The sequence below is a fragment of the Pseudoxanthomonas sacheonensis genome (genome assembly GCF_031455975.1).
GTDB lineage: Bacteria > Pseudomonadota > Gammaproteobacteria > Xanthomonadales > Xanthomonadaceae > Pseudoxanthomonas_A > Pseudoxanthomonas_A sacheonensis_A.
The window spans coordinates 52,605-76,788 of the sequence record NZ_JAVDTT010000003.1 but is presented as its reverse complement, the minus strand read 5'-3'; the positions used below and the strand labels follow the sequence as shown (position 1 = coordinate 76,788).

General features: G+C 60.0%; 12 protein-coding genes and 1 tRNA gene. 11 read left to right on the top strand and 2 right to left on the bottom strand.

The genetic code is table 11. The features are described 5' to 3' along the window. Window positions 1-348 precede the first annotated feature (348 nt). The 6 genes from J2W94_RS12425 (at window position 349) to J2W94_RS12400 (ending at window position 8,372) form a co-directional block, all read left to right on the top strand. Window positions 349-425 (top strand) — tRNA-Arg (locus J2W94_RS12425). Window positions 426-464: 39 nt separating this feature from the next. Beyond that, complete coding sequence (locus tag J2W94_RS12420; protein WP_310093840.1) at window positions 465-1,988, top strand: hypothetical protein; 1,524 nt, start codon at window positions 465-467, stop codon at window positions 1,986-1,988. Window positions 1,989-2,311: 323 nt separating this feature from the next. Further along, window positions 2,312-4,807 (top strand): bifunctional aspartate kinase/homoserine dehydrogenase I, encoded by a 2,496-nt coding sequence (gene thrA / locus J2W94_RS12415; RefSeq protein ID WP_310093836.1) that lies wholly within the window; start codon window positions 2,312-2,314, stop codon window positions 4,805-4,807. Then, a complete protein-coding gene (locus J2W94_RS12410) occupies window positions 4,804-5,724 on the top strand; it encodes a homoserine kinase (RefSeq protein WP_310093834.1) in 921 nt (306 codons plus the stop codon). The genes thrA and J2W94_RS12410 overlap by 4 nt, the downstream gene beginning before the upstream one ends. A gap of 161 nt (window positions 5,725-5,885) precedes the next feature. Then, window positions 5,886-7,178 (top strand): threonine synthase, encoded by a 1,293-nt coding sequence (thrC, locus tag J2W94_RS12405; protein ID WP_310093831.1) that lies wholly within the window; start codon window positions 5,886-5,888, stop codon window positions 7,176-7,178. A gap of 162 nt (window positions 7,179-7,340) precedes the next feature. After that, on the top strand, window positions 7,341-8,372 hold the full coding sequence (locus J2W94_RS12400) for a LacI family DNA-binding transcriptional regulator (protein WP_310093829.1): 1,032 nt from the start codon (window positions 7,341-7,343) through the stop codon (window positions 8,370-8,372). Between the two features lie 78 nt (window positions 8,373-8,450). On the opposite strand, the gene J2W94_RS12395 is transcribed toward J2W94_RS12400, so the two are convergent. Beyond that, the gene (locus J2W94_RS12395; protein ID WP_310094862.1) at window positions 8,451-10,106 is read right to left on the bottom strand and encodes an alpha-amylase family glycosyl hydrolase; all 1,656 of its coding nucleotides are present in this window, start codon (window positions 10,104-10,106) and stop codon (window positions 8,451-8,453) included. A gap of 26 nt (window positions 10,107-10,132) precedes the next feature. Then, the gene (locus tag J2W94_RS12390) at window positions 10,133-11,626 is read right to left on the bottom strand and encodes an MFS transporter (RefSeq protein WP_310093826.1); all 1,494 of its coding nucleotides are present in this window, start codon (window positions 11,624-11,626) and stop codon (window positions 10,133-10,135) included. A gap of 349 nt (window positions 11,627-11,975) precedes the next feature. Between J2W94_RS12390 and J2W94_RS12385 the strand changes: the two genes are divergently transcribed. The 5 genes from J2W94_RS12385 to J2W94_RS12365 all read left to right on the top strand — a co-directional run bounded on the left by J2W94_RS12385 (window position 11,976) and on the right by J2W94_RS12365 (window position 23,045). After that, on the top strand, window positions 11,976-13,592 hold the full coding sequence (locus tag J2W94_RS12385; protein WP_310093823.1) for an alpha-glucosidase family protein: 1,617 nt from the start codon (window positions 11,976-11,978) through the stop codon (window positions 13,590-13,592). A gap of 620 nt (window positions 13,593-14,212) precedes the next feature. Next, a complete protein-coding gene (locus tag J2W94_RS12380) occupies window positions 14,213-17,005 on the top strand; it encodes a TonB-dependent receptor (protein WP_310093820.1) in 2,793 nt (930 codons plus the stop codon). 554 nt (window positions 17,006-17,559) lie between these two features. After that, window positions 17,560-19,284, top strand: a complete 1,725-nt coding sequence (locus tag J2W94_RS12375; protein ID WP_310093816.1) for a hypothetical protein — start codon at window positions 17,560-17,562, stop codon at window positions 19,282-19,284. 90 nt (window positions 19,285-19,374) lie between these two features. Beyond that, window positions 19,375-22,551, top strand: coding sequence for an RHS repeat-associated core domain-containing protein (locus tag J2W94_RS12370; protein ID WP_310093813.1), 3,177 nt, complete (start codon window positions 19,375-19,377; stop codon window positions 22,549-22,551). Between the two features lie 62 nt (window positions 22,552-22,613). Continuing rightward, window positions 22,614-23,045 carry a hypothetical protein gene (locus tag J2W94_RS12365; protein WP_310093810.1) on the top strand — a complete coding sequence of 144 codons (432 nt, stop codon included), beginning with the start codon at window positions 22,614-22,616 and terminating at the stop codon, window positions 23,043-23,045. The last annotated feature ends 1,139 nt before the right edge of the window (window positions 23,046-24,184 follow it).

Below are 24,184 nucleotides of genomic sequence, written 5' to 3'. Positions count from 1 at the left end.
GATGAAGCCGCCCCCGATGCCGGCAGCAAACATCGCGGACCGGCTTGGGGAAGGTAGCACGGGCGGGGACCGCTCGATTGGACATGGCCATGCGCTCGCTTGGCGCAGCCCCAGCTGCCTTTGGCCGGCATCTGATGTGATCGGCTGCGTGGGAGCGCCGTCCCGGCGCGAGCTCTGGCCGTGGCTCAAGGCTGAAAGCTCGCGCCGGGACGGCGCTCCCACAGATATAAGGGGGATCGAGAGGGACTTGCTGGTGGCTTACGATCAAAAGCCCAAGGGGGAAAGCACTTACTCCTGTTCACGACTGACCACCAACTGCCAATCCCCAACCGTTACAATTTCGCCCAAGGCCCCGTAGCTCAGCTGGATAGAGCGGTCCCCTCCTAAGGGACAGGTCGTGCGTTCGAATCGCGCCGGGGTCACCAGTTAAGTATCAATGTCGACGATTGAGTTTGGGAATCTTAATGAGCGACGATACATTGCGTGGTGATCTAGCCAACGGCAGCGACTCGGAGAAAGGAGCGGCATTGGTGGCGTTTAAGCTGACAGATGTCGGCGCCTTGGCACGCACCGTTGCGGACAAGCTCAACGATACGCTGTGCGTCCTCGATTTCATTCCTTCAACACAGCACGCTGCGATTCTAGCTGGCACCAGCACCTATGATGCAACCGCCGACGTGCAGGCTGCGATCAATGCAGCGATTGCCGCGCGGCGCAAGCTCTACGCTCCCGGCCACTATCGACTCACGGCAAAAGTCAACGTCACTGGCGCACTGACGCTGTACGGCGACGGCAATGAAATGCAAGTGGGCTGGCTGGGCGACGTGCAGACGCGCGGCAAGGGTTCCTGGTTTTTCCTGGACCATACCGGCGTGGGCTTCTTTATCAACGATTCGGTGCACCGCACGGGCGTCATTTTCGACGGTATCGGCACCTATCGCACGCAACCGGCTACCACGGACGGCAGCTTCACACCGATTGCGCACGGCTGGGATATCGAAGCCAAGAACTGCGATTTACTGCTCCGTGATATCAGCCTCTACAACCCGACCAAGGGTTTGCTGTGCTGGGGCGGGACGCGCCTATCCATTGAGCGCCTGCGCGGCGAACCGCTCAGTGTCGGCATTGAGATCAATGATGCCGGCGATACCTGTCGGATTCGTGACGTGCATTTCTGGCCGTTCTTTAGCAACTCGCCCAGCGTGCGGACTCAGCTACGCGCCAACGCCAAGGCCATTGTGCTGCGGGATGTAGATAACCCTGACCTGTGTGGCATCTTCACCTTGGGGTATGCCGATGGCGTTGTCTGCGAGCCGATTGCCGGCACTCTGGCCATGCCGCTCAAGGTTCGTCTGTCGAATTTCGATTTCGATAACGGCGGCTATGGGTTCCGCGTCGCTTCTGGCGGTGCGAACGGAGTCACCGCGATCCTGACGCATGGTTATATCCTGGGCGTGTCCGTAGGGGGGCCGGCTAACGCCAGCAACATCGATATCGGCGGAAACAACAACGCGATCATGATCGACAACGTAGGCATGGATCTGCCGCAAGACTGCAATGTCAAAGTCAGCGGCACAGGTAACGTGGTCCGTGGCGCGAATTGGTCGGTCGGTCGTTGGAACTTCGACGCCGGGACATCCTTTGGTATCGAGGTGGCCGCAGGCAACACCTTGCGCCTGGCGAACCCGCCGATCATCACTCAGGCGGGCATGACCACGCTGGTATTCGGTGGCGCAGGTACGATTTCTTGTCCCTTGGGTAGTGGCGTCACCACCTCCAATACTTCAGCGACAGGCTACATCACAATTACGCACGGCCTCGGTATTGCCCCGCGCGTGATCTCCATGACTTGTCAATTCGGCACTGCCTACCACCCGCGCCCGACCACCACAAGGAACGCGGCGACTTTTGATCTGCAGGTACGCGATAACACAGGCACCGCCGTAGCGAACACAAGCGTCACGGTGGAGTGGATTGCGTTCTACTAAGTGCCTTTGTCGCAGTTGCACTTCAGGCGTACCCAGACGTGTTTTGCGTTCTCCGGCGGCCCTAGCTGATCTACTGGTTCTTGCGCGCCGCCACCATTGCCGCACTGCAGCACTTGACAGCAGCCATGCGTATCATGTTCTCTTGGCATCCAATGCGCACTCGCTCCGCAATCATTACAACTGAAACCATTACCGGTATTACCGGGGTGCGGTCGGTCGTGTTCGCGTAGTTTCCGCTAACCACGTCCCCGCACCCGGATCAGGATGCGGGGGAACCCGGATCCTGAGTCGCGCGGGGACCTCACCCAGAGGTCCGTCGTTTTATGTCGTCCGCAGCACAGCAACAGCCAGACAGTTCTTCCCGCCGCACCATCGTGCACAAGTTCGGCGGCACTTCGGTCGCCGACGCCGAGCGCTTCCGCCATGTCGCCGGCTTGCTGCTGGCGCGCGACGAAGACGAGCAGATCACCGTGGTCTCGGCGATGAAGGGCGTGACCGATGCGTTGATCGAGTTGTGCGAACTGGCCGCGCGCAGCCGCAACGATTGGCGCGATCCCTGGCACGAACTGCGCGCACGGCATCGCGGAGCGGTGGTGTCGCTGCTGGGCGAGGACTCCGGCCCGACCCTGGAGTGGCTGGACGAACGCTTCGAAAAGCTAGCCGAAATCCTGGCCGCGCTGGCGGTGATCGGCGAACTTCCGCGCGAGGTACTGGACCGCGTGCAGGGTCTGGGCGAAGTCTGTTCGGCCCGATTGCTCGGCGATTATCTGAAATCGAAAGGCGAAGACTGCGCCGTACTGGACGCACGAGATGTGCTGGTGGTGGATCGCAGCGATCTGGGCGTAGAGGTCGACTGGGAGGTCAGCGGTCAGCGCCTGGCCGACTGGCGTGCGAAAAACCCGCAGCGCCGCGTGGTGGTGACCGGTTTCGTCGCACGCGATCGCCAGAATCGCCTCACCACTCTGGGCCGCAATGGCAGCGACTACAGCGGCGCGATCTTCGCCGCGCTGTTCAACGCCGCCGAATTGCATATCTGGACCGATGTGGACGGCGTGCTGTCCGCCGATCCGCGCGTGGTTCCCGAAGCGGTGCAGTTGAGCGCGCTCAGCTACGACGAGGCTTGCGAACTGGCTTATTTCGGCGCCAAGGTCGTGCACCCGCAGACCATGTCGCCGGCGATAGAACGCGGTCTGCCGATCATCATCCGCAACACTTTCCATCCCGAACATCCCGGCACGCGCATCACCGCCGAGCGCGATGTCAGCGGCCCGGTGAAGGGTCTGACCCTCAGCCCGGACCTGGCGGTGCTGAATCTGGAAGGCACCGGCCTGATCGGCGTGCCCGGCACGGCCGAACGCGTTTTCGCCGCGCTGCGCGAAGCGCGCGTGTCGGTGGTGATGATTTCGCAAGGCTCGTCGGAACACTCGATCTGCTGCGTAGTGCGTGCGGCGGAGTCGCTACGTGCGCAGACCGCGCTGCTCAACGCGTTCGCCCACGAACTCAATATCGGCCAGATCCAGCGCGTGCAATTGACCGAGGGCGTCAGCGTGCTGGCGGCGGTCGGCGACGGCATGGCCGGACAGCCTGGCGTTGCGGCGCGCCTGTTCGAGTCGCTGGGCCGCGCGCGGGTGAACATCCTGGCCATCGCGCAGGGTTCTTCGGAGCGCAACATTTCGGTCGCCATCGACAGCGCCGACGCCACCAAGGCCCTGCGCGCCGCGCATGCGGGTTTCTGGCTGTCGCCGCAAACCTTCGCGGTCGGCGTGATCGGGCCGGGCAACGTCGGCGCCGCACTGCTCGACCAGTTGCGCGCCGCGCAGCCGCAGCTGCTGGTCAAGGCGAACCTGGATCTGCGGCTGCGGGCGATCGCGTCCAGCAAGAAAATGCTGCTGGACGGGCGCGGCATCGGCGGCGACTGGCGCGCCAGTTTCGGCGCGGATAGCGAAGCGCTCGATCTGGATCGTTTCACCGCGCACCTGGTCGGCTCGCACTTGCCGCATCTGGTGATCGTCGATTGCAGCGCCAGCCCGATCGTGGCCGACCGCTATGCGGACTGGCTGGCGGCAGGCATCCACGTGGTCACGCCCAACAAGCAGGCCGGCGCGGGCCCGAGCGCGCGCTACGAAGCGATCCGCGAAGCCGCGGCGGCCAGCGGCGCGCGTTTCCGCTACGAAGCGACGGTGGGCGCGGGTTTGCCGGTGATTTCCACGTTGCGCGATCTGATCGACACCGGCGACGCGGTGCTGTCGGTGGAAGGCATCTTCTCCGGCACGTTGGCGTGGCTATTCAACAAGTTCGACGGCAGCGTGCCGTTCTCGCAGCTGGTGACCGAAGCGCGCGGCCTGGGTTACACGGAACCTGATCCTCGCGACGATCTTTCCGGCACCGACGTCGCCCGCAAGCTGGTGATTCTGGCCCGCGAGGCGGGGCGTTCGATGACCCTGGACGATGTCGCCGTCGAGAGTCTGGTTCCCGCAGCGTTGCGCGAAGCCAGCGTCGAGGATTTCATGTCGCGCCTGGGCGAAGTGGATGCGCTGTTCGCCGACAAACTGGCGAAAGCCAAGGCGACGGGTCAGGTGTTGCGGTATGTCGCCAAGCTCGATGCCGAAGGCAGGGCCAGCGTAGGCCTGGTGGAACTGCCGAAGGAGCACGCCTTCGCCAACTTGCGCCTGACCGACAACATCGTGCAATTCACCACCCGCCGCTACTGCGACAACCCGCTGATCGTGCAGGGTCCAGGCGCAGGTCCGGAAGTCACCGCCGCGGGCGTGTTCGCCGACGTATTGCGCGTCGCAGCGGGGCAGGGGGCGAACCTGTGAGGGTTTCCGCGAGGGCGTTCGCTCCGGCTTCGGTGGGAAATGTCGGCGTCGGTTTCGACATCCTCGGCCACGTGATCGAAGGTGTCGGCGACACGGTCACCGTCCGCCGCATCGACGCGCCTGAAGTGCGCATTGCCGCGATCCGCGGAGCGACGGTGGACCTGCCATTGGATGCGCCAGGCAACACCGCCGGAGCGTCGCTGATCGCGTTGCGGGAAGCGTTGGCATTGCCGTTCGGCTTCGAGGTCGAAATCGACAAGGGCATTCCGCTGGGCTCGGGAATGGGCGGTTCGGCGGCTTCCTGCGTGGCCGCATTGGTGGCCGCCAACGAGCTACTGGACGCGCCGCTGTCGCGCGAGGCGCTGTATCCGTTCGCATTGACCGGCGAAGCGGTCGCCAGCGGCGGACGCCATGGCGACAACTTGGGTCCGATGTTGCTGGGCGGCCTGGTGCTTTCCACCGCCGACCGACTGGTGAAGGTATCGGTGCCGGAGGCCTGGCACAGCGTGCTGGTGCATCCGGAAGCGATCCTGGAAACGCGTCGCGCGCGCGAGGCGTTGAAAGGCGGTTACGCCCTGAGCGAATTCGTCTCGCAGTCGGCCAATCTGGCCCTGGTGCTGGCGGGTTGCCATGCCGGCGATGCGGGTCTGGTGCGGGCCGGGCTTCGGGACGTGCTGGTGGAACCGAGACGCGCGCCATTGATCGTCGGCTTCGATGCGGCCAAGCAGGCCGCGCTGGACGCCGGTGCGATGGGTGCGAGCATTTCCGGCGCGGGTCCTAGCGTGTTCGGATGGTTCGAGACGCGCGCGCAGGCGGAAGCGGCGGTGCCAGCGATTCAGGAGGCCTTCGCGGCTGCCGGGTTCGACAGCCAGGCTTGGGTGTCGCCGATCAATAGTGCGGCGGCGACGGTGTTATAGGTTTTCCTTCTCCCACTGGGAGAAGGTGCCCGTAGGGCGGATGAGGGAGTGGACCATCCGATTACGGAAAGATTCGTAGCCAGTCATTCTCCCTCCCTCATCCGGCGCTACGCGCCACCTTCTCCCGGTGGGAGAAGGGAAGCCCGCAATACGGACAACCCATGAACTTCATTTCCACCCGCAACAATTCTCCAACCGCCACCTTGAGCCAAGCCATCGCCGCCGGCCTTGCGCCTGACGGCGGGTTGTATGTGCCGGAGAAGCAGCCGCTTGCCAGGCCGCTCGAACTCGGCAGCGACCTTGCCGATACCGCCACCCAGCTCATCGCGCCGTTCTTCGAAGACGACGCGCTGGCCGCTGAGTTGCCAGCGATCTGTCGGGAAGCCTTCGACTTTCCATCGCCCTTGGTGCCGCTGGCGACCACGGACGACTACGCGCTGGAGCTTTTCCATGGCCCCACTGCCGCGTTCAAGGATTTCGGCGCACGCTTCCTCGCCGCCTGCCTGGCGCGCCTGCGCAAGCGGGAAGACCGTCCGCTCACCATCCTGGTCGCCACCTCCGGCGACACCGGTGCGGCGGTCGCCGCCGCCTTCCATGGCCAACCGGGATTGCGGGTGGTCGTGCTCTATCCCGACGGTCGTGTCTCGCCACGCCAGGCGCACCAATTAGGGTGTTTCGGCGACAACATCACCGCGCTGCGGGTCACCGGTTCGTTCGACGATTGCCAGGCGCTGGTCAAGCAAGCATTGAACGATGGCGAGCTGCAGGCGCAGGCGCCGATGAGTTCGGCCAACAGCATCAGCCTGGGCCGGCTGCTGCCGCAGATGAGTTACTACGCGCAGGCCGCGCTTGCCCACAAGTGGAAAACCGGCGAGGTGCTGAACTTCGTCATCCCCACCGGCAATCTGGGCAACGCGATGGCCGCGATCATGGCGCGGGCGCTGGGCGTATCGATCGGGCGCATCGTGCTGGCGACCAACGCCAACGATGTGCTGCCGAAGTTCTTCTCGGGCGCCGACTACTCGCCCGCGGCCAGCATCGCTACGCTCGCCAATGCGATGGATGTGGGCGCGCCGAGCAATTTCGAACGTTTGCGTTGGCTGTACAACGGCGACGATGCGGCATTGCGCGCGGACTTCACCGCCGAAAGCGTCAACGACTACCAGATCCGCAATACCATCCAGGATCGCTATACGAAGCATGGCGAGATCTTCTGTCCGCACACCGCTACTGCGATAAGGGCACTCGAAGGTTTGCGCTCGCAAGGGGCGAGCGGCGATTGGACGGCGGTGGCGACGGCGCACCCCGCCAAATTCGAAAGCGTGGTGGAGCCCTTGATCGACCGGCCGCTGGAGGTGCCGCCGGCCCTGGCGGACTTGCTGGCGCGTCCTGCGCACGCCGACCTGATTGCTGCGGACTACGAAGCGTTCCGGGCGCGCATTCTCGGAGCTTAGGGAAGTCTGGACAACCCTACGCTGTCATCCCGAGCGCAGCGAGGGATCTGTTTTCCACGACAAGCAGCAGATCCCTCGCCGCGCTCGGGATGACATCCAAGGCGCCGCATCCGCTGTGCGGCGCGCCATGCCCGCAGCGGACATTTCTGCCACCATGTCGCCATGACCATCAAAGGCAAGGCCACTTCGCTCGACATCGCGCACCTGGCAGGGGTTTCCCAGCCCACGGTCTCGCGCGCGCTGCGCGGCAGCCCGATGGTCAACGAGGAAACCCGCAAACGCATCCAGGCCATCGCCGAGCAGCTCAATTACAAGGTCGATAAGAACGCCTCCAACCTGCGCACCCAGCATTCGGGCACCATCGCCCTGCTGTTCTTCGAGGACCCCACGCCCGACGACTCGCAGATCAATCCGTTCTTCCTGTCCATGCTGGGCTCCATCACCCGCGCCTGCGCCATGCGGGGCTACGACCTGCTTATCTCCTTCCAGCAGTTGTCGACCGACTGGCAGGCCGATTACGAGGACAGCAACAAGGCCGATGGCCTGATCCTGCTGGGTTATGGCGATTATCTGGAATCGCAATCGCGGCTCGAGCGTCTGGTGGAGCAGGGCACGCATTTCGTCCGCTGGGGCGCCGTACTGCCGGGGCAGCCTGGGATTTCGATCGGCTGCGACAACTTCCAGGGCGGACACGATATCACCCAGCACCTGCTGCACCAGGGACGCCGCAACATCGCCTTCCTGGGCCATGCCTCCAATCACTACCCCGAATTCTTTGAGCGCTACCGCGGCTACGCGCATGCGCTGCTGACCAGCGGGCAACGGGTGCAGCCCGGCTTGCAGTTCGATGCCATCACCACCGAGCAGTCCGGCTATGAAGCGGCGTGCGAATTGCTGAAGCGGGGGACACCGTTCGATGCGATCTTCGCCGCCAGCGACCTGATCGCCATCGGTGCGATGAAGGCCTTGCATGAGCGCAGCATGCGCGTGCCGGAAGAGGTGGCGGTGGCGGGCTTCGACGACATCCCGATGGCCGGGTTCGTCAACCCCAGCCTGTCCACCGTGCAGCAGGACACCAAACTGGCCGGTACCATCCTGGTGGAGACCTTGCTGGCGCTGGTCAACAACGAGCCGGCGCAAAGCCGGACCATACCGGTGACCTTGGCCTTGAGGCGTTCTTCCGGCGCTGCCTGACGTTCACCGGACCGGACCGCAGATATTGCGGCAACGCGACACCGGAATTCTGAGGAATCCAAGCAATCCGTGAGGTAGTCAGCGATCCTTGCGGCTCATGGAATCAGCCAGACGCGCGCGCAGATCCTTGCGGGTCAGCGCCTGGTCGAAAAACAGCACGCGTACGCCATGGGCGGGAACCTCGGTGCGGAGTTGCTTGCCGACCTTCAGTTTCTTGCCGTTGAAACCATCGCGCCAGGCGCCCGGCTGCAAGTATTCGCTTACCGTCATGCTGCGTGCCGCATCGCTCTTGTTCAGCAGCACCAGCGCGGTCTGCGCGATGCCTTCGCGCTGGTAGACGCGATAGAAGATCGCTTCGTCGCCTTTCATCCGCAGGTTGAACTGCAATCCGCGCTGCAGAGCTGGCGATTCGCGGCGCAGGGTGGCGATGCGCTTCAAGGCAGGGTAGATGGGGCTCTTGCCGGCGGCATCCACGCGGTCCTGTCCGTAGTAGTTGCGGTTGCCCATGTGCTCGGCGCGGCCGCGCATGAAGCCGGTTTCCGAGCCGTAGTAGACCGCGGGAATCCCCCGCGCGGTGAACAGCCAGTTGTTGGCGTCGATGAAACCCTCATCCGTGGCGTTCATGCGCGCCATGTCGTGGTTGTCGTAGAAGGTCACCAGGTCGTAGGGATTCGTGTAAGGGCCGTCTTCCAGGTAAAGCGCGGTGGCCAGTTCGGCGAAGTCGCTGTCCTTCTTCTCGAAGGTCGCCGCCATCTTTCCGCGCAGAGGAAAGTCCAGCACGCTGTAGTGTCCATTGCGCTCCAGCGTATGGCCGGCGATCAGTGCGGCGTCGTAGTTGAACGCCTCGCCGAACATGAAGAAGCCCGGCCGCTTGGCGCGGATGCGGTCGGCGAACTTCTTCCAGAACGAATGCGGCATCCAGGCGATGGTATCCACGCGGAATGCGGCCGCGCCCTGGTCGATCCATTGTTCGTAGGCGCCGACCAGATACTCCAGTACGGCCGGATTGTCCTGATTGAAGTCGGACAGCTGGGCCAAGCCGCCGCTGGTGTTGTAGAAGGCGTGCAGGCGTTTGTGTACGGGATCCAGTTTTGCAGGATCCAGATTCTGGTGATCGGCGACGAGTTTGCCGTCGCGGTCGTAGACCTTGCCGTACTGCGGCCGCATCTTCGGCATGCTGTAGGCGGGCGAGCCGTGGTTGCCGACGATGTCGAGCACCACGTCCAGCTTCTGTTCCTTCATCGCATGGGTGAAACCGGCGAAATCCAGGCCTTTGCTGGGAAGGTGTTCGTCCAGCTTGTAGAAGTTGATGCCCCAGTAGCCATGGAAGCCAGTCTTGCCGCGATCGGTGAACATACCGCCCCACTTGGCGGGATCGCCTCCGGTGAAGGCTTCGTCGGGATTGTCCACGATAGGCGTCACCCAGACCGAGGTGAAGCCCATGTCGCGGATGTAGCCCGCGTTCTCCAGGATGCCTTTGAAATCGCCGCCCAGGTAGCCGATGTTGTCGCTTTCGCCCTCCGGTGCTCCCGGAGTGGGGATGTCGAAGGTACGGTAAGTTCCGCCCTGGTCGCAATGGTCGTTGGACGGGTCGCCATTGACGAAGCGATCGGTCATGACGAAGTAGATGGATTCGCTGGCGAAGGGTTCGGTGGTGCCGTAGAACTCATCGGCGTCCGCGGCAAGCGCGCCCGTCGATGCGGCACACAGAATCGAAAAGGCGAGCGCTTTCATGCGTGGCCGGCTTGTACGAGGCGAACTCATGCGACGGTCTCCTTACGCACCATTAGTACGCACAGTCCGGCGACGATCAGGCTGACCCCGCCGATCATCAGCGCATTGATCGGTTGGTTGCCGAAGAAGGTTTTCAGCAGGAAGCCGAGCAGGCTGGCGGCGACCAGCTGGGGAATGACGATGAAGAAGTTGAAGATGCCCATGTACACGCCCATCTTTTTCGCCGGCACCGCGCCGCTGAGCAGCGAGTAGGGGATCGCCAGGATCGCCGCCCAGGCGATGCCGATGCCGGCCATGGGAAGCAGCAGCCAGTTGGGGTCGCTGATGAAGCGGAAGGAAATGAACGACAGTCCTCCGATCACCAGGCAGGCCAGATGGGTGGCGCGCAGGCCGATGCGGCGCGACAAGGGCGCCAGGCCGAACGCCGCGATCGCCGAGAATCCGCTGTAGGCGGCGAACAGCACGCCCACCCAATCGGCTCCGTCGTTGTAGGCCGTCGACGTGGTGTCTGAGCTGTGAAAATGCAGTGAAGTCACCGCGGGCGTGGTGTAGATCCACATCGCGAACAAGGCGAACCAGGAAAAGAACTGCACCACCGCCAGCCTCTGCATGGTGGTCGGCATGTTGCGCACGTCGTGGATGATTTCGCCCAGGCCGCCTCCGCGCTTGCCGCCGGAGGTGACCAGTAGCAACAGCGCGTAAACCGCCAGTCCGACCGCCAGCAGATAGAGCGACTTGTCCCAGGCGTAGTGGCGGATGCAGAAGGCCAGGATCGCCGCCGGAATGGTGAACACCGCTACTTCCGCCGCCAGTCGTGCGTTGGACACGGGCGCAGGAGCGTCGACGGCCTCCGGTTCGGCATCGTCGAAGCTTTGCAGTTGCTCGGGCGGGTATTCGCGGGTGCGCAAGATGGTCCAGCCCATCGCGCAGATCAGCACCACTCCGCCGATGTAGAAAGACATGCGCACGCTGGACGGAATCTCGCCCGTCGCCGCGGTGTTGGCGATGCCCAGCTGGGTGAGTATCTCCGGCAGCAGGTAGGCCACGACCGCGCCAGCGCCGATGAAGAAGCTCTGCATCGCGTAGCCGCGCGTGCGTTGCTCCGGTGGCAGCTGGTCGCCGACGAAGGCGCGGAAGGGTTCCATCGAGACATTGATCGACGCATCCAGCAGCCACAGCATGATCGCGGCGAACCACAACACCGATGAGTTCGGCATCACGAACAACGCCAGGGTGGTGAGGATGGCGCCGACCAGGAAGTAGGGGCGGCGGCGGCCCAGCCGGGTCCAGGTGCGGTCGGAGTAGTAACCGATGATGGGTTGCACCAGCAGGCCGGTCATGGGTGCGGCGATCCACAGCACGGCCAGATCGTCCATCTCCGCGCCCAGGGTCTGGAAGATGCGGCTCATGCTGCCGTTCTGCAACGCGAAGGCGAACTGGATGCCGAAGAAACCGAAGCACATGTTCCATATCTGCCAGAACGAAAGCTGCGGTTTGCTGTTCGTGCCCGATCTATTCATCCTGCGGTTTCCCCTTGGCGCTGCATCGTGACCTTCGACATGTTGCAGGCAATGGGTTGGGAAACCATGCTGCACTGCAAACATATCCAAGCGCTCGACGATCTCGACGCGTAGAGCGACGGACTCTCCACGACTTCGGGAAAACCCTTGTATTTAAGGTAAATCGTTCGATAACCGCGAACTTCCCGCCATCGGATCGCAAGTTTCGCCGTCGTAAGCACGCATCTGCCTGCATACGTATTCATGGCGAGCGTGCCGACAAGGCCAATGCCTGCAGGTGCGCGACATGGAATAGTGGCGCCCGTTGCAAGAACAAGGCGGGGATCGCACACCAATGTCGGGGATAAGGATGGCGAACAATCGTTGGTGGCGTGGCGCGGTGATCTACCAGATCTATCCGCGCAGCTTCATGGATACCGACGGCAATGGCGTGGGCGATCTGCCGGGGATCGTCGACAAGCTGGATTACATCGCCAGCCTGGGCGTGGACGCCATCTGGATCTCGCCCTTCTTCAAGTCGCCGATGGCCGACTTCGGCTACGACATCGCCGACTACCGCGACGTGGATCCGCTGTTCGGCAACTTGGGCGACTTCGACCGCCTGCTGGCCAAGGCGCATGGGCTGGGCATCAAGGTGATGATCGACCAGGTGCTGAGCCATTGTTCGGTCGACCACGAATGGTTCAAGGAAAGCCGCGAGAGCCGCGACAATCCCAAGGCCGACTGGTATGTGTGGGCCGACGCCAAGCCCGACGGCAGTCCGCCCAACAACTGGATGTCGCTGTTCGGCGGCGTGGCTTGGCGTTGGGAGCCGCGACGCGGCCAGTATTACCTGCACAACTTCCTGTCCTCGCAACCCGACCTCAACTTCCACAATCCCGAGGTGCAGCAGGCGACGCTGGACAATGTGGAGTTCTGGCTGAAGAAAGGCGTGGACGGACTGCGCCTGGATGCGATCAACTTCTGTTTCCACGACCGGCAGCTGCGCGACAACCCGCCCAAGCCGGTCGAGAAGCGGGTGGGCCGCGGCTTCAGTCCCGATAACCCCTACGCCTTCCAGTACCACTACTACAACAACACGCAGCCCGAGAACCTGGTGTTCCTGGAGAAGCTGCGCGCGTTGCTGGATCTCCATCCGCAAGCGACGAGTCTGGGCGAAATATCGTCGGAAGATTCGCTCGCCACCATGGGCGAGTACGTCAACGACAAGCGCTTGCACATGGGCTACAGCTTCGAACTGCTGACCGACGATTTCACCGCCGCCTACATACGCGCGACCGCCGAAGACCTGGAAGCGAAAATGGCAGATGGCTGGCCATGCTGGGCTATTTCCAACCACGACGTGCAGCGTGCGGTCACGCGCTGGGGCGGCGCGGGCGCGACGGACGCGTTCGCCAAGCAGTTGGTGGCGTTGGTGTGCTCGCTGCGCGGCTCGGTATGCCTGTACCAGGGCGAAGAGCTGGGTCTGGGCGAGGCGGACGTGCCTTACGAAGCCTTGCAGGATCCCTACGGCAAGACGTTCTGGCCGACCTTCAAGGGACGCGACGGCTGCCGCACACCTATGCCATGGACCCGCGGCGAGCATGCGGGATTCACTTCCGGACAACCATGGCTGCCGGTCGCCGAACCCCATCGCGCACTGGCCGTCGAAGTGCAGGAGCACGATCCGGCCTCCACGCTCAACGCCACCCGCGTTTTCCTGCGCTGGCGCAAGACCATGCCGGCGCTGCAATGGGGGGACATACGTTTCCTGGATACTTCCGAACCCGTGCTCGCGTTCACCCGCAGTTTCAATGATCAGCGCCTGTTGGCGGTCTTCAATCTCTCCGCGGAAGCGGTGGAATGGTCGCTTCCGGCCGGCCTCGATGCACAAGCCATCGGTGACCATGGCTTGGTGGAAGGACATCTGGAAGGATCGCTCCTGCGATTGCCCGCCCGAGGCGCGTTCTACGCCGAAGTGCGCTAAGGAAGATCGGAACAACCTTGGCTCCTGTCGTATTCAGTTCCTGTCATTCCGAGCGCAGCGAGGGATCTGCTGCTTCGCCGGGCAGAACAGATCCCTCGCTATGCTCGGGATGACATTCGGTCGTCATTCCAGCGAACGCTGGAATCCATGTTGACGTTCGCTATCCGCTGAGCAAGATCAAGATGGATCCCAGCTTGACCAGCCATTCGGATGTTGAAAACCGCTGGGATGACGGCAAAGTGCGACCTTCGAGTGTCAGCGATCTGCATGCTGCAATGCAGCGTAATTTCTTTGCCATGAGAAACGGCACGTTTTGAAGCAGTTCTGCATATATGAAACGCAACCTCAGCGTTGCGAGTGGCCGCCTGAACAGGGCTGCGCCTACGGATATGAAACCGGTTTCCGGCTGATCCTTCGATGACATCCGCTATCCGATTGCACCGCTGCACAGCATGAATACGTATGCAGCATAAGTTGTGCGGGGAGCGCCACGACTACCATTGCCGCACGTATCGGGGGCGGTCCGCGTACCCGGACTTACAGCTCTCCTAATGACGTTTTTTCGGCGTCATGGAGAGTCTGGCAACAATCAAAAAACCAACCATGGGAGTGGAGGGGAGATGGTAAAGCTCAAGCGCAATCTGCTGAGCGTGGCTTTGGTGTCCGCGATGACACTGAGCGCCACGAGTGCCTATGCACAATCGACTGAAGAGACCGCAGAACAGACGGCGCAACCGGCCAGCGAGGATGCGGTCGAACTCGACCGGATCACGGTGACCGGCATCCGCGCAGGCATCGAGGGCGCGATCTCGGTCAAGCGCGATTCCACTTCCATCGTCGAGGCGATCTCGGCCGAAGACATCGGCAAGCTGCCTGACGTCAGCATCGCCGAATCCATCGCCCGCCTGCCTGGCCTTGCCGCGCAGCGCGTCGCGGGCCGTGCGCAGGTCATCAGCGTGCGTGGCTTGTCGCCCGACTTCGCGACGACCACGCTCAATGGCCGCGAGTTGGTGAGCACCGGCGACAACCGCAGCGTGGAGTTCGATCAATACCCGTCCGAACTGGTGAACGGCGTTACTGTCTACAAGACCCCGGATGCCGGGCTGGTGGGCCAGGGCCTGTCCGGCACCATCGACATGAAAACGGTCCGTCCGTTGAGTTTCGGCGAATCCGCTGCGGCAGTCAGCGTTCGCGGCCAGCGCAATTCGCTGGGTTCCGCGGCGAATTCCGATGCCACTGGTCATCGCTTCAACATGAGCTATATCGACCAGTTCGCCGACAACACGATCGGCTTGGCCCTCGGTTATTCATACTCGGAAACGCCGATCCAGGAGAACCAGGTTGGTCTGTACGAGCCTTGGCAGTCGTTGGGAGACGGCTGGCGTCCTGGCGTGCCCGCGGGCACGTACTACTCCGACGGCATCAAGGCCCTGCGCCGCACGGGCGACACCAAGCGCGATGGCGTGATGGCCACTGTGCAGTACCGGCCTTCGAATGCGTGGACCAGCACGCTGGACATGTTCCACTCCAACGCAACGCAAATCGACACTGCTAATCAGTTCGAAGTACACCTTGGTGGCTACAACGGTGGCTACACGCCGGGACTGAATGTCGCGGGCGCAACGATCAACGACAACAATACTTTCACTGGCGGTACCGCCAGCGGCGTGTATCCGTTGGTGCGCGGCATGTACAACAAGCGCGAGGACGAAATCAACGCAGTTGGCTGGAATAACGAGTTCAATGTCGGTCAAGCGAAGATCGTGGCCGACGTCAGCTGGTCCAAAGCCGAGCGCGATGAGCTCAACCTCGAGAACAACACCCAATTGCTTCCGGCACCGCAGTTGGATTCGGTCACGTTGGATTATTCCGGCAATGGATTCCCCCAGGTAACGCCCGGGCTGGACTACTCGAATCCCGACACACTGTTCCTGACTGGAACGATTTACGGCTCGGGCTACGGTAAGACACCGAAGGTCAGGGATGAACTAAAAAGCTTCAAGCTGGCCGCTTCGCTGCCTGCGCCGGCTGCGCTCGGCTGGTTCTCGGATATCGACTTTGGCTTGAACTATGCCGATCGCGAGAAGAGCAAGCGGCAGCCCGAGGGCAGCATCAATCTCGGTGCCCAAGGCAGCACGACCATTGCGGCCGATCTGCAGTACGACCCGGTGGATTTGGGCTTCGCGGGCGTCGGCTTCATCCCTTCGTGGAACGTGCCGGGTGCAGTCGGCCGCTACATGACGTTCGAGCCCAACGAGAATGCCCCGTTCCTGGTCGCAAAAGCCTGGACAGTGCTTGAGAAGATCTCCACCGGTTACCTCAAGGCCAACATCGATACCGATTTGGGCACGGTGCGGATGCGTGGCAATATCGGCTTCCAGATCCAGCACACCGATCAGTCGTCCCAAGCGAACTCGTTCGATACGACGAAACCAGCCGGCAGTCAGATCCAGCCGGTTGGAAGCGGCAAGACCTACACCGACGTACTGCCAAGCCTGAACCTTGCTTTCATGCTCACCGAAGACCAGACGCTTCGCGTGGCCCTCGCCAAGCAAGTCGCGCGCGCACGCGTAGACCAATTGCGTGCCTCGACGGAAATCGGCGTGGAAACGGCGACCGGCAAGCCTGGTGCTAGTGGCGGCAACCCGCAACTGGACCCGTGGCGTGCCAATGCTTTCGACATTTCTTACGAAAAGTATTTCGGCGATAAGGCTTATGTAGCGGCGGCGTACTTCTACAAGGACCTGCGGAACTATATTTACACGCAGACTATCGATGGATACGACTTCTCGGATTTTGCCGCTTCCTACGTGCCGCCCAATACTTGCACCACACCAGCAGGCCCGAATCAGCCTTGCCCCGCTGCACTGACAACCGGTACTTTCACTGCGCCGCAGAATGGCAAGGGTGGCCATCTGCAGGGCCTCGAGCTGACCGCGTCGCTGCCGCTTGATCTGTTCGCCGACGCACTGGAGGGCTTCGGTATCGTGGCCAGCGCCAGCTTCACCGACAGCAACATCAAAATCAGGGACCCGGAAAGCTCGTCCAGCGTCGGCGGCGGCGACATCAGCCTGCCCGGCCTTTCGGACAGGGTCTACAACCTGACGGCGTACTACGAGCGCAATGGTTTCGAAGCACGCGTCAGCCAGCGCAGGCGTTCGGACTACATCGGCGAGATCGGCAACTTCGCCGGCAATCGGACCCTACGCTATGTGGTCGGCGAGAACATCACCGACGCGCAGGTGAGCTACGCATTCGGCGATGGCACCAGCTTGGCGGGTTTGAGTCTGCTGCTTCAAGTCAGCAACCTGACCAACGAGGCGTACCAGACTTACGCCGGGACCAAAGACCGTCCGCTAGAGCACATCGAGTGGGGCCGCACTTATCTGGTGGGTTTGAACTACAGGTTCTAAACCAACGCGCGGACTGTGAATGAGCCCTTGCCTGTTTAGTCAGGCAAGGGTTTTGTTTTGTCAGTGGCCAAAATTTTGCGCACTTAATGGCGGGCCATCACTGTTAAATAGCTCAAATCTTAGGTCTGTGCTTCAGAGCTGAGCGATAAATTAAGTGAGTGGTGCGTGCAAGCGAGAGCCATAAATGTGACGCACGAAACATTAAGCGGGCCAATTCAAATTTTTGTTGCCTTTGTCATCTGGCAGGGATATACAGTTTTTGAGCGAGAGTTGCATCCCAAAGGGCTGTTAGTCCGGCGGTAGTAGGATTATGTCTCCCGATCTAAGTGCTGGGCAGGGAACAGCACTAGCGCAATTGTAGGGAAAGGGGATTTAGAGGGGTTCTCGGATTTACTTTGTCTGACGAATATGTATTCGAGGTGGAGTAAATCCGCATATCAGTAGCTCCGTTGGTGGGTTGTTTTACTTGCAGCATGCGGCTCAGGGCTATTTAGACCGAGCAACGAAGCGGCGCGCTCAGGACAAGGATAAAGGTCTTTAAAGTTATGAAAAATATGAAACTTATTCTCCTTGCCATAGTTGCGGCGCAGTTAGTCTTTATTCCCCTTGCGGCAGCTCAAAGTATAGGGACTGTTAACTATGAATATAGCGAAAAGATAGACCAAAAAACCAACATCAGCCCGCTAGGGGAGGATTTGTTTGGGGATAGAACAAATTTTGAAAATGGTGCAACGACATTTGCTGCGACGGACGTTACAGCTGAAACAAACGTAAAACTCCCGATGCAGTTGGGAAGAAGTCTGGCAGTAACAACATTTAAAGGAGGAGGTGGGTCTTCACACGTGACAGACAACCCAGTCCCTGACATTTTCGGGTCTGGTTGGGATACAGAGGTGCCCTATATGCAGGGCGATTTTGTGGCCGACCGCGGATGGACAACAACGCCATGGCCAAATGATGTGCGCTGCTCAGGTGGGCATTTTTCGGTCGGTGCTGCAAACGTAAGCAGCATAGTAATACCAGCGCATAACTTCCATTTTGGAATTGATATCAAAATACCGGGATATGGAAAGGAAAGGATGCTGGAGCTTCTGGCTGATGGAGGCAGGCCTTCGGATGGAGTTAAATATGTTTCGACAACAAAATCAAACTGGAAGGTCTCGTGTCTGCCGACGATCAAGAATGGACCAAGCGAGGGCTTTATCGTCACGCTTCCTGATGGAGCGAAGTATTATTTCGATTGGCTCGCTACGGCAGGTACGGGATTCATTTCTACTGCGCGTGGAGATTTGAATTTGGCGCAAATGCGCCTATACGCAACTAAGGCAGTAGACAGGTTTGGCGGCACTGTCGAATATATTTACGATGTAAATCGCCCGCACAGAATTAGCCAAATAAAATCTAGCGATGGGGCCGTCATAAATGTCTTCTACAATCCAGATAATGGAAAAGTGGCTTCGGTATCTACTGGCGGGAGAGTCTGGCAATACACATATAGCGTGACGTCGACTTCACAGAGAGATTACGACAAGCTTCTGAATGTAGTTCTGCCCGACGCATCTAAGTGGACATATGGAGGCGCTCTTAATCCGGCCAGTCCCTTAATTGGACCTGCTTCTTGGGAGGGCACCTGCCAAATTACTGTAGGAAATCGTTCATCCGATCAAAGCCCGTTGGGATCTGAGTTGTCCTACTTTCGAATTACGCACCCTTCTGGAGCGATTGGGGATTTTGGCTTTAGGTCAATTATGTTTGGCTACAACAAAACTCCCGGTGCATGCGCTTTGGCGTATTCCTACATACCAAAAGCTTACATAAGCAATGCTCTTTACTATAAGTCTATTTCCGGCCCCGGAATTCCTCAGAAAATATGGAATGTAAAATATTATCCGAGTTGGAGCTATGCTTCAGAATGTCAGGGGTGTGCAGCTACAGCTAGAACTGTAGTGTCCGAGAATGACGGCAAGATAACTACCTACGTTTTTGGAAATGATTACGCTATTAACGCAGGCCAGCTGTTATCTAAAACAATCTCAGCGTCTGGGATTTCACGCTCTGAAAGCTATCAATACCTAAGCAGTGCTAGTGGCCAGCCTTTCCCGGACATCATTGGGAACGATCCGAGTCAAATTCTCAATAACCCGTTTTTGTTGAAGAATAGACCAGCTTGGACCACAACAATTACTCAAGACGGGCGAGCGTTCACCTCCCAGGTCGACGCATACGATCAGTTCGTCCGTCCAACTCGGATAACGCGTTCGAGTGCGCCGGCGCCGTAGACACGAGCTGGATTAGGTCAGGAAAGATCTTTTTGCAATGCGCTTGTATGCGGAATGGCGCGTCAGGCTGCTAAGGGGAGGGGAAATATTATGAAGTCATGGATTGCTGTCTTGGGCCTATCACTTGCCACCTTAGGCCTGCCATTGGGCGTCTACGCCCAAACCTATACCCGCACGGACTTGATTGTCTATCACGACAACACCACCAAGTGGGTGCTGGGCCAAACCGCGTCTTTGACCAACACCAACACGGGTGTGATCGAGTCCAAGACCGATTATGACTCGCTGACGGCGCTGCCGATCCGGATATATGGCCCCGGTGTAGCGGCAACTCCGGGCAAGCTGGTGCAGACGCTGACCTACAACGCCGATGGCACGCTGGCCACGGTCAAGGATGGCAACAACAACGTCACGACGCTGTCGAGTTGGAAGCGAGGCATCCCACAATCCATCAAGTATCCGATAACGCCCGAGTCGCCCACTGGAGCCGTCCAGTCTGCAGTAGTCAACGACAACGGCTGGATCACTTCGGTCACCGACGAGAACGGTTACAAGACCTGTTACGGCTACGACGTCATGGGTCGAGTCAATCTGATTACCTACCCTTCCGAAACGCAGGTAGGCGTGTGCGATACCTCCGCCTGGGCGTCCACTTCCATCACCTTTGCGGCAGCAGGCAACGCGGCGGCCTATGGCATGCCGGCCGGCCACTGGCGGCAAACAACGTTGACCGGCAATGGCCGGAAGATCCTCATCTTCGATGCGCTCTGGCGCCCGGTGGTCGAGCAAACCCTGGACCTGGGCAACGTGAGCGGGACGCTGTCGGAAGTCGTCAAGCGCTATGACGTCCAAGGCCGAGTGGAATTCCAGTCCTATCCCATGAACACCAATGGACTGGCCAACTATGCCGACACCACGCTCAAGGGTATCTGGACCGACTACGACGCACTGGACCGAGTGACGTCGGTGACGCAGGACAGCGAGCTGGGCCTGCTGACCACCCTCACCGAATATCTGACCGGCTTCAAGACTCGTACAACGCCGCCGAAGGGCGCCGCCTGGCAAACCACCACCAGCTACCAGGCCTACGACCAGCCCAGCTATGACTTGCCCGTGGCCATTACTCACCCAGAAGGAGCCTTCACCGACATCACTCGCGACGTGTTCGGCAAGCCCACGGTACTTAAACGCCGCAACAGCACCAGCAGCCTGGCGATCAGCCGCAGCTACGCCTACAACGCCAACCAGGAGTTGTGCCGCAGCGTGGAACCGGAGACCGGCGCCACCCTGACCGGCTACGACGCCGCGGGCAACCTCAATTGGTCGGCGGCAGGTCTACCTGCGACCACGGCCTGCGAAGCCAACGGCACCAGTACGGCGGTGGCCGCCCGGCGTGCGGACCGCACCTTTGATGCCCGCAACCGGGTCAAGACCCTGAGTTTCCCCAATGGTTTGGGCAACACCACCTATGCCTATACGCCGGATGGTTTGCCCAGTTCGGTGGTGACCAACAATGGCGCGACGGACGGCCAAGCCACCCTTAACTACGCCTATAACAAACGGCGCCTGATCACGCGCGAGACGCTGATTACGCCCCAACTCAACTGGCCCTACGATTATGGCTACAACGCCAATGGCCATCTGACGGTCAACAACTGGCACGGCCTGAACATCGACTACGCGCCCAATGCCCTGGGCCAGCCGACCAAGGCGGGGACTTACGCCAGTGGCGTCAGTTATTACCCCAACGGGACTATCAAGCAGTTCACCTACGGTAACGGCATCGTCCATACGATGACCCAGAACGCCCGACAACTGCCCAGCCGTAGCACCGACAGCGTGACCGGCAGCACGCCGCTGGATCTGGGCTACGCCTACGACAAGCACGCCAACGTCAGCGGCGTCACCGACTATGTCACCGGCGCCCGCCAGACCCGGGGCATGACCTACGACAACCTGGATCGGCTAACCCAGACCACCTCCAGCATGTTCGGCACAGCCGCCTACGGCTACAACGTGCTGGACAACCTGACGACGGTCAACGTGGCCGGGGGCAACAAGGCCCGCAACCACGCTTACGTGTATGACGCCAACAACCGCCTGGCCAATGTCACCACGGGCGTGGGTGGTCCGACCGTCATCGGTCTGGGTTACGACGTGCAGGGCAATCTGGCCAACAAGAGCGGCGTGCTGTACAGCTTCGATTATGGCAACCGCTTGCGCACGGTGACCGACTCCGTGGCCGCCAAGACCTCCACCTATGCCTACGATGGCCTGGGTCGCCGGGTGAAGGACGTGGTCAATGGTCTAGCCAAGCACAGCCAGTACACCCAGAACGGCCAGTTGGTGATGGTGGGGGACGACCGCGCCACGGATGTGAGCGAGTACGTGTACCTGCAGGGCAGCTTGCTGGCGATCCGCGTGCGCGATGTGCCCACTGCGACCTACACGACCAAGTACCAGCACACCGATGCGCTGGGCACGCCGATTGCGGTGACTAGCCAGAGCCGAACTTTGCTGGAGACCAGCGAATATGAGCCGTTCGGGCAACAGGTGAACAGGGTGGGAGCGGCAAAGGACGGGCCGGGCTATACCGGGCATGTGCAGGATGGCGCAACCGGGCTGACCTACATGCAGCAGCGCTATTACGACCCGATCCTCGGCAGGTTCCTATCAGGTGATCCGGTAGGGGTAAGTCCAATCAATGCGCTTAACTTCAACCGCTATTGGTATGCCTCGAATAATCCGTACAAAAATACTGATCCAGATGGCCGCTGCGACGGTCCCTCGACATGCGCAATTGACCGCGATATTGAGGCGATGAATAACGGAGAAATGTCGCGGGACGAATTCATGGATCGATCGGCGGCGCGTGCTGCGGGTGCAGTCGGCGGTCTGACGCTGCTTTTTTTAGGTCGTGCGGCACTTCCTGTTGTTGGAGGGCTTTTAGGTCGTCAGGCCCTGAAGGAAGGACAAAAAAAGATAAGCGCAGAGGCAACGCGTGGAATTCGATCTCTAGAAAAGCGAATTGCTGAACACACAAAAAAGTTAGAGGAATTCAAAGCGAATCCAACAGTAAGGCCGGGCATGGAAAAAATGTCGAAGGAAGCAATACAAGGGCAGCAGAAAAAAAGAATAGAGCACCTTGAAAAAGAGATTAAAACGTTCAGGGAGAACATAGAGAAATTAAAGAACCCACCGCCGCCACCACCACCGCCAACACCATCAACGCCATCACCATCAACGCCATCACCAACAGGGTATTGAGGTACTAGCAGTGTTCTTAACAGAGTTAGTGAGTCATCGCCACGTAGTTCATGAGGTTGATTATGGAATCAATTAGCTTCAATTCTCGCTTAGTTATAGTGGACGATTTTGGCTTCGATGCGCGGGCCAGTTCGGTGCTGACTGACGTTGATTTTTTGACTCTATTACCGGCCTATTCGCTTAGTGAGTTGACATCCGCATTGCGAATTTCGCAAGATTTGGTGGGGAATGGCTGTAAGGAATTCTGCTGCGTTGGTCCGTATGCAGATAAATTGCATGAAGAAATAGATTTTATGTTGGAAGACCAGGATAGATTGGATGTCGTTACAACATCTTTTGAAAGCGAAAAGGAAGCATGTGAGTATTTTATTTTTGGAGCTGATGCTGGTGAAGCAAACGTACTTCTAGGACTGGTCACAGAGCACTCTGTGCTTGAGAAAGAGCTTCGGAAAGCGGTTTTGTTAAGTACTCTCTCTGTCCCGAACCAGAGCTAAGGTAGCGGGCAGAGCTTTGTTAGTTGGAACTAATAACCTGCGGCCTCAGGAAATTGCAATCGGAGGCAATTGTGAGAGAAGTGCCATGTATTTCGCCAATCGACAGGCTTGAAGCTGCGTTATCTGACACGACTGGGGTTTACGTCAACGCGGGCGTAGACGAAGAGTTGTATTTCGCTGAGCTCGCTCAAGACATTCGTGAACATCAATGCGAGCCATTTCCGATTAGTGCTGTGGTCATGCCGCCGGGATTCTCAGATGCTAGCGATGGAAGCATAATTTCAGGTTTGTGTGTTGCTCATAACGCAGGCTACTGGTTGGTGTATCACCCAGGCCAAGACCTTTTCTACTGTTTTTGGGGAGCTGACGTAAATACTCTGGCAGCTCGTGGCATTTTGGGCAGCCCACTCTATTGTTGGTCAGCGTAGGGTCCAAGAGGTCCGGTTCTAATCCGGATCTGATGGCAAAGAAAAGGGCTGCGGAAAACCGCAGCCCTTTTTGTTTTGGTGGAGCGGACGGGGATCGACCCCCTGACCTCCGCGATGCGAACGTGGCGCTTTCCCAGCCGAGTCTCATCGGACGATTGCAGTGGCATGGAACCCATTCCTCGCCGGTCGGATCACTAGCGCAAGCCGCAAATTCCCAGCGGCGGACCGCAAGCGCTCCACCCGCAACCGGCCGAGCTCCGATTCGGGGCAAACAGGCTCGCGCGGCCAGCAGAAAGGTTTGCGAAATTCGGGCTTTGGGGGCCGGGCGCAAGGCGCTAGGGTCCATCGGCAAAGCGTTTAGCCCCAACCTCGACTTTTCGAGCCCGGCGACTGGGTATCCAAGGCATGGATTCGCAAGCTCTTTTACCTTGCGTGCGGGAAGTTTTGGTCGGAGGCTGGGAATTCAGGGGCGAGGGCCAGAGCACTTTGGCGAACACGTGGGAAGATTTGGGTGGCGACCCGGCCCAAAGTGTTGGCGGGAATGAATTGGAAGCCTGACGCTGACGCTATTCGTGCGCTTCCAGAACCACCCGCGCTGATTCCGATAGCTGCGCGCCACCCGTGAGTCTGCTATTGCAGGTCAGCAAGCTGACCAATGAGGGGTACCCGATCCATGCAGGTACCGGACCTGATTGGCAAAGAAGAGGGTCG

Excerpts from the sequence above, each read along its gene's own strand:
- J2W94_RS12420 (WP_310093840.1), top strand. The coding sequence starts at position 465 with ATGAGCGACGATACATTGCGTGGTGATCTAGCCAACGGCAGCGACTCG.
- thrA (WP_310093836.1), top strand. The coding sequence starts at position 2,312 with ATGTCGTCCGCAGCACAGCAACAGCCAGACAGTTCTTCCCGCCGCACC.
- thrC (WP_310093831.1), top strand. The coding sequence starts at position 5,886 with ATGAACTTCATTTCCACCCGCAACAATTCTCCAACCGCCACCTTGAGC.
- J2W94_RS12400 (WP_310093829.1), top strand. The coding sequence starts at position 7,341 with ATGACCATCAAAGGCAAGGCCACTTCGCTCGACATCGCGCACCTGGCA.
- J2W94_RS12395 (WP_310094862.1), bottom strand. The coding sequence starts at position 10,106 with ATGAAAGCGCTCGCCTTTTCGATTCTGTGTGCCGCATCGACGGGCGCG.
- J2W94_RS12390 (WP_310093826.1), bottom strand. The coding sequence starts at position 11,626 with ATGAATAGATCGGGCACGAACAGCAAACCGCAGCTTTCGTTCTGGCAG.
- J2W94_RS12385 (WP_310093823.1), top strand. The coding sequence starts at position 11,976 with ATGGCGAACAATCGTTGGTGGCGTGGCGCGGTGATCTACCAGATCTAT.
- J2W94_RS12380 (WP_310093820.1), top strand. The coding sequence starts at position 14,213 with ATGGTAAAGCTCAAGCGCAATCTGCTGAGCGTGGCTTTGGTGTCCGCG.
- J2W94_RS12375 (WP_310093816.1), top strand. The coding sequence starts at position 17,560 with ATGAAACTTATTCTCCTTGCCATAGTTGCGGCGCAGTTAGTCTTTATT.
- J2W94_RS12370 (WP_310093813.1), top strand. The coding sequence starts at position 19,375 with ATGAAGTCATGGATTGCTGTCTTGGGCCTATCACTTGCCACCTTAGGC.
- J2W94_RS12365 (WP_310093810.1), top strand. The coding sequence starts at position 22,614 with ATGGAATCAATTAGCTTCAATTCTCGCTTAGTTATAGTGGACGATTTT.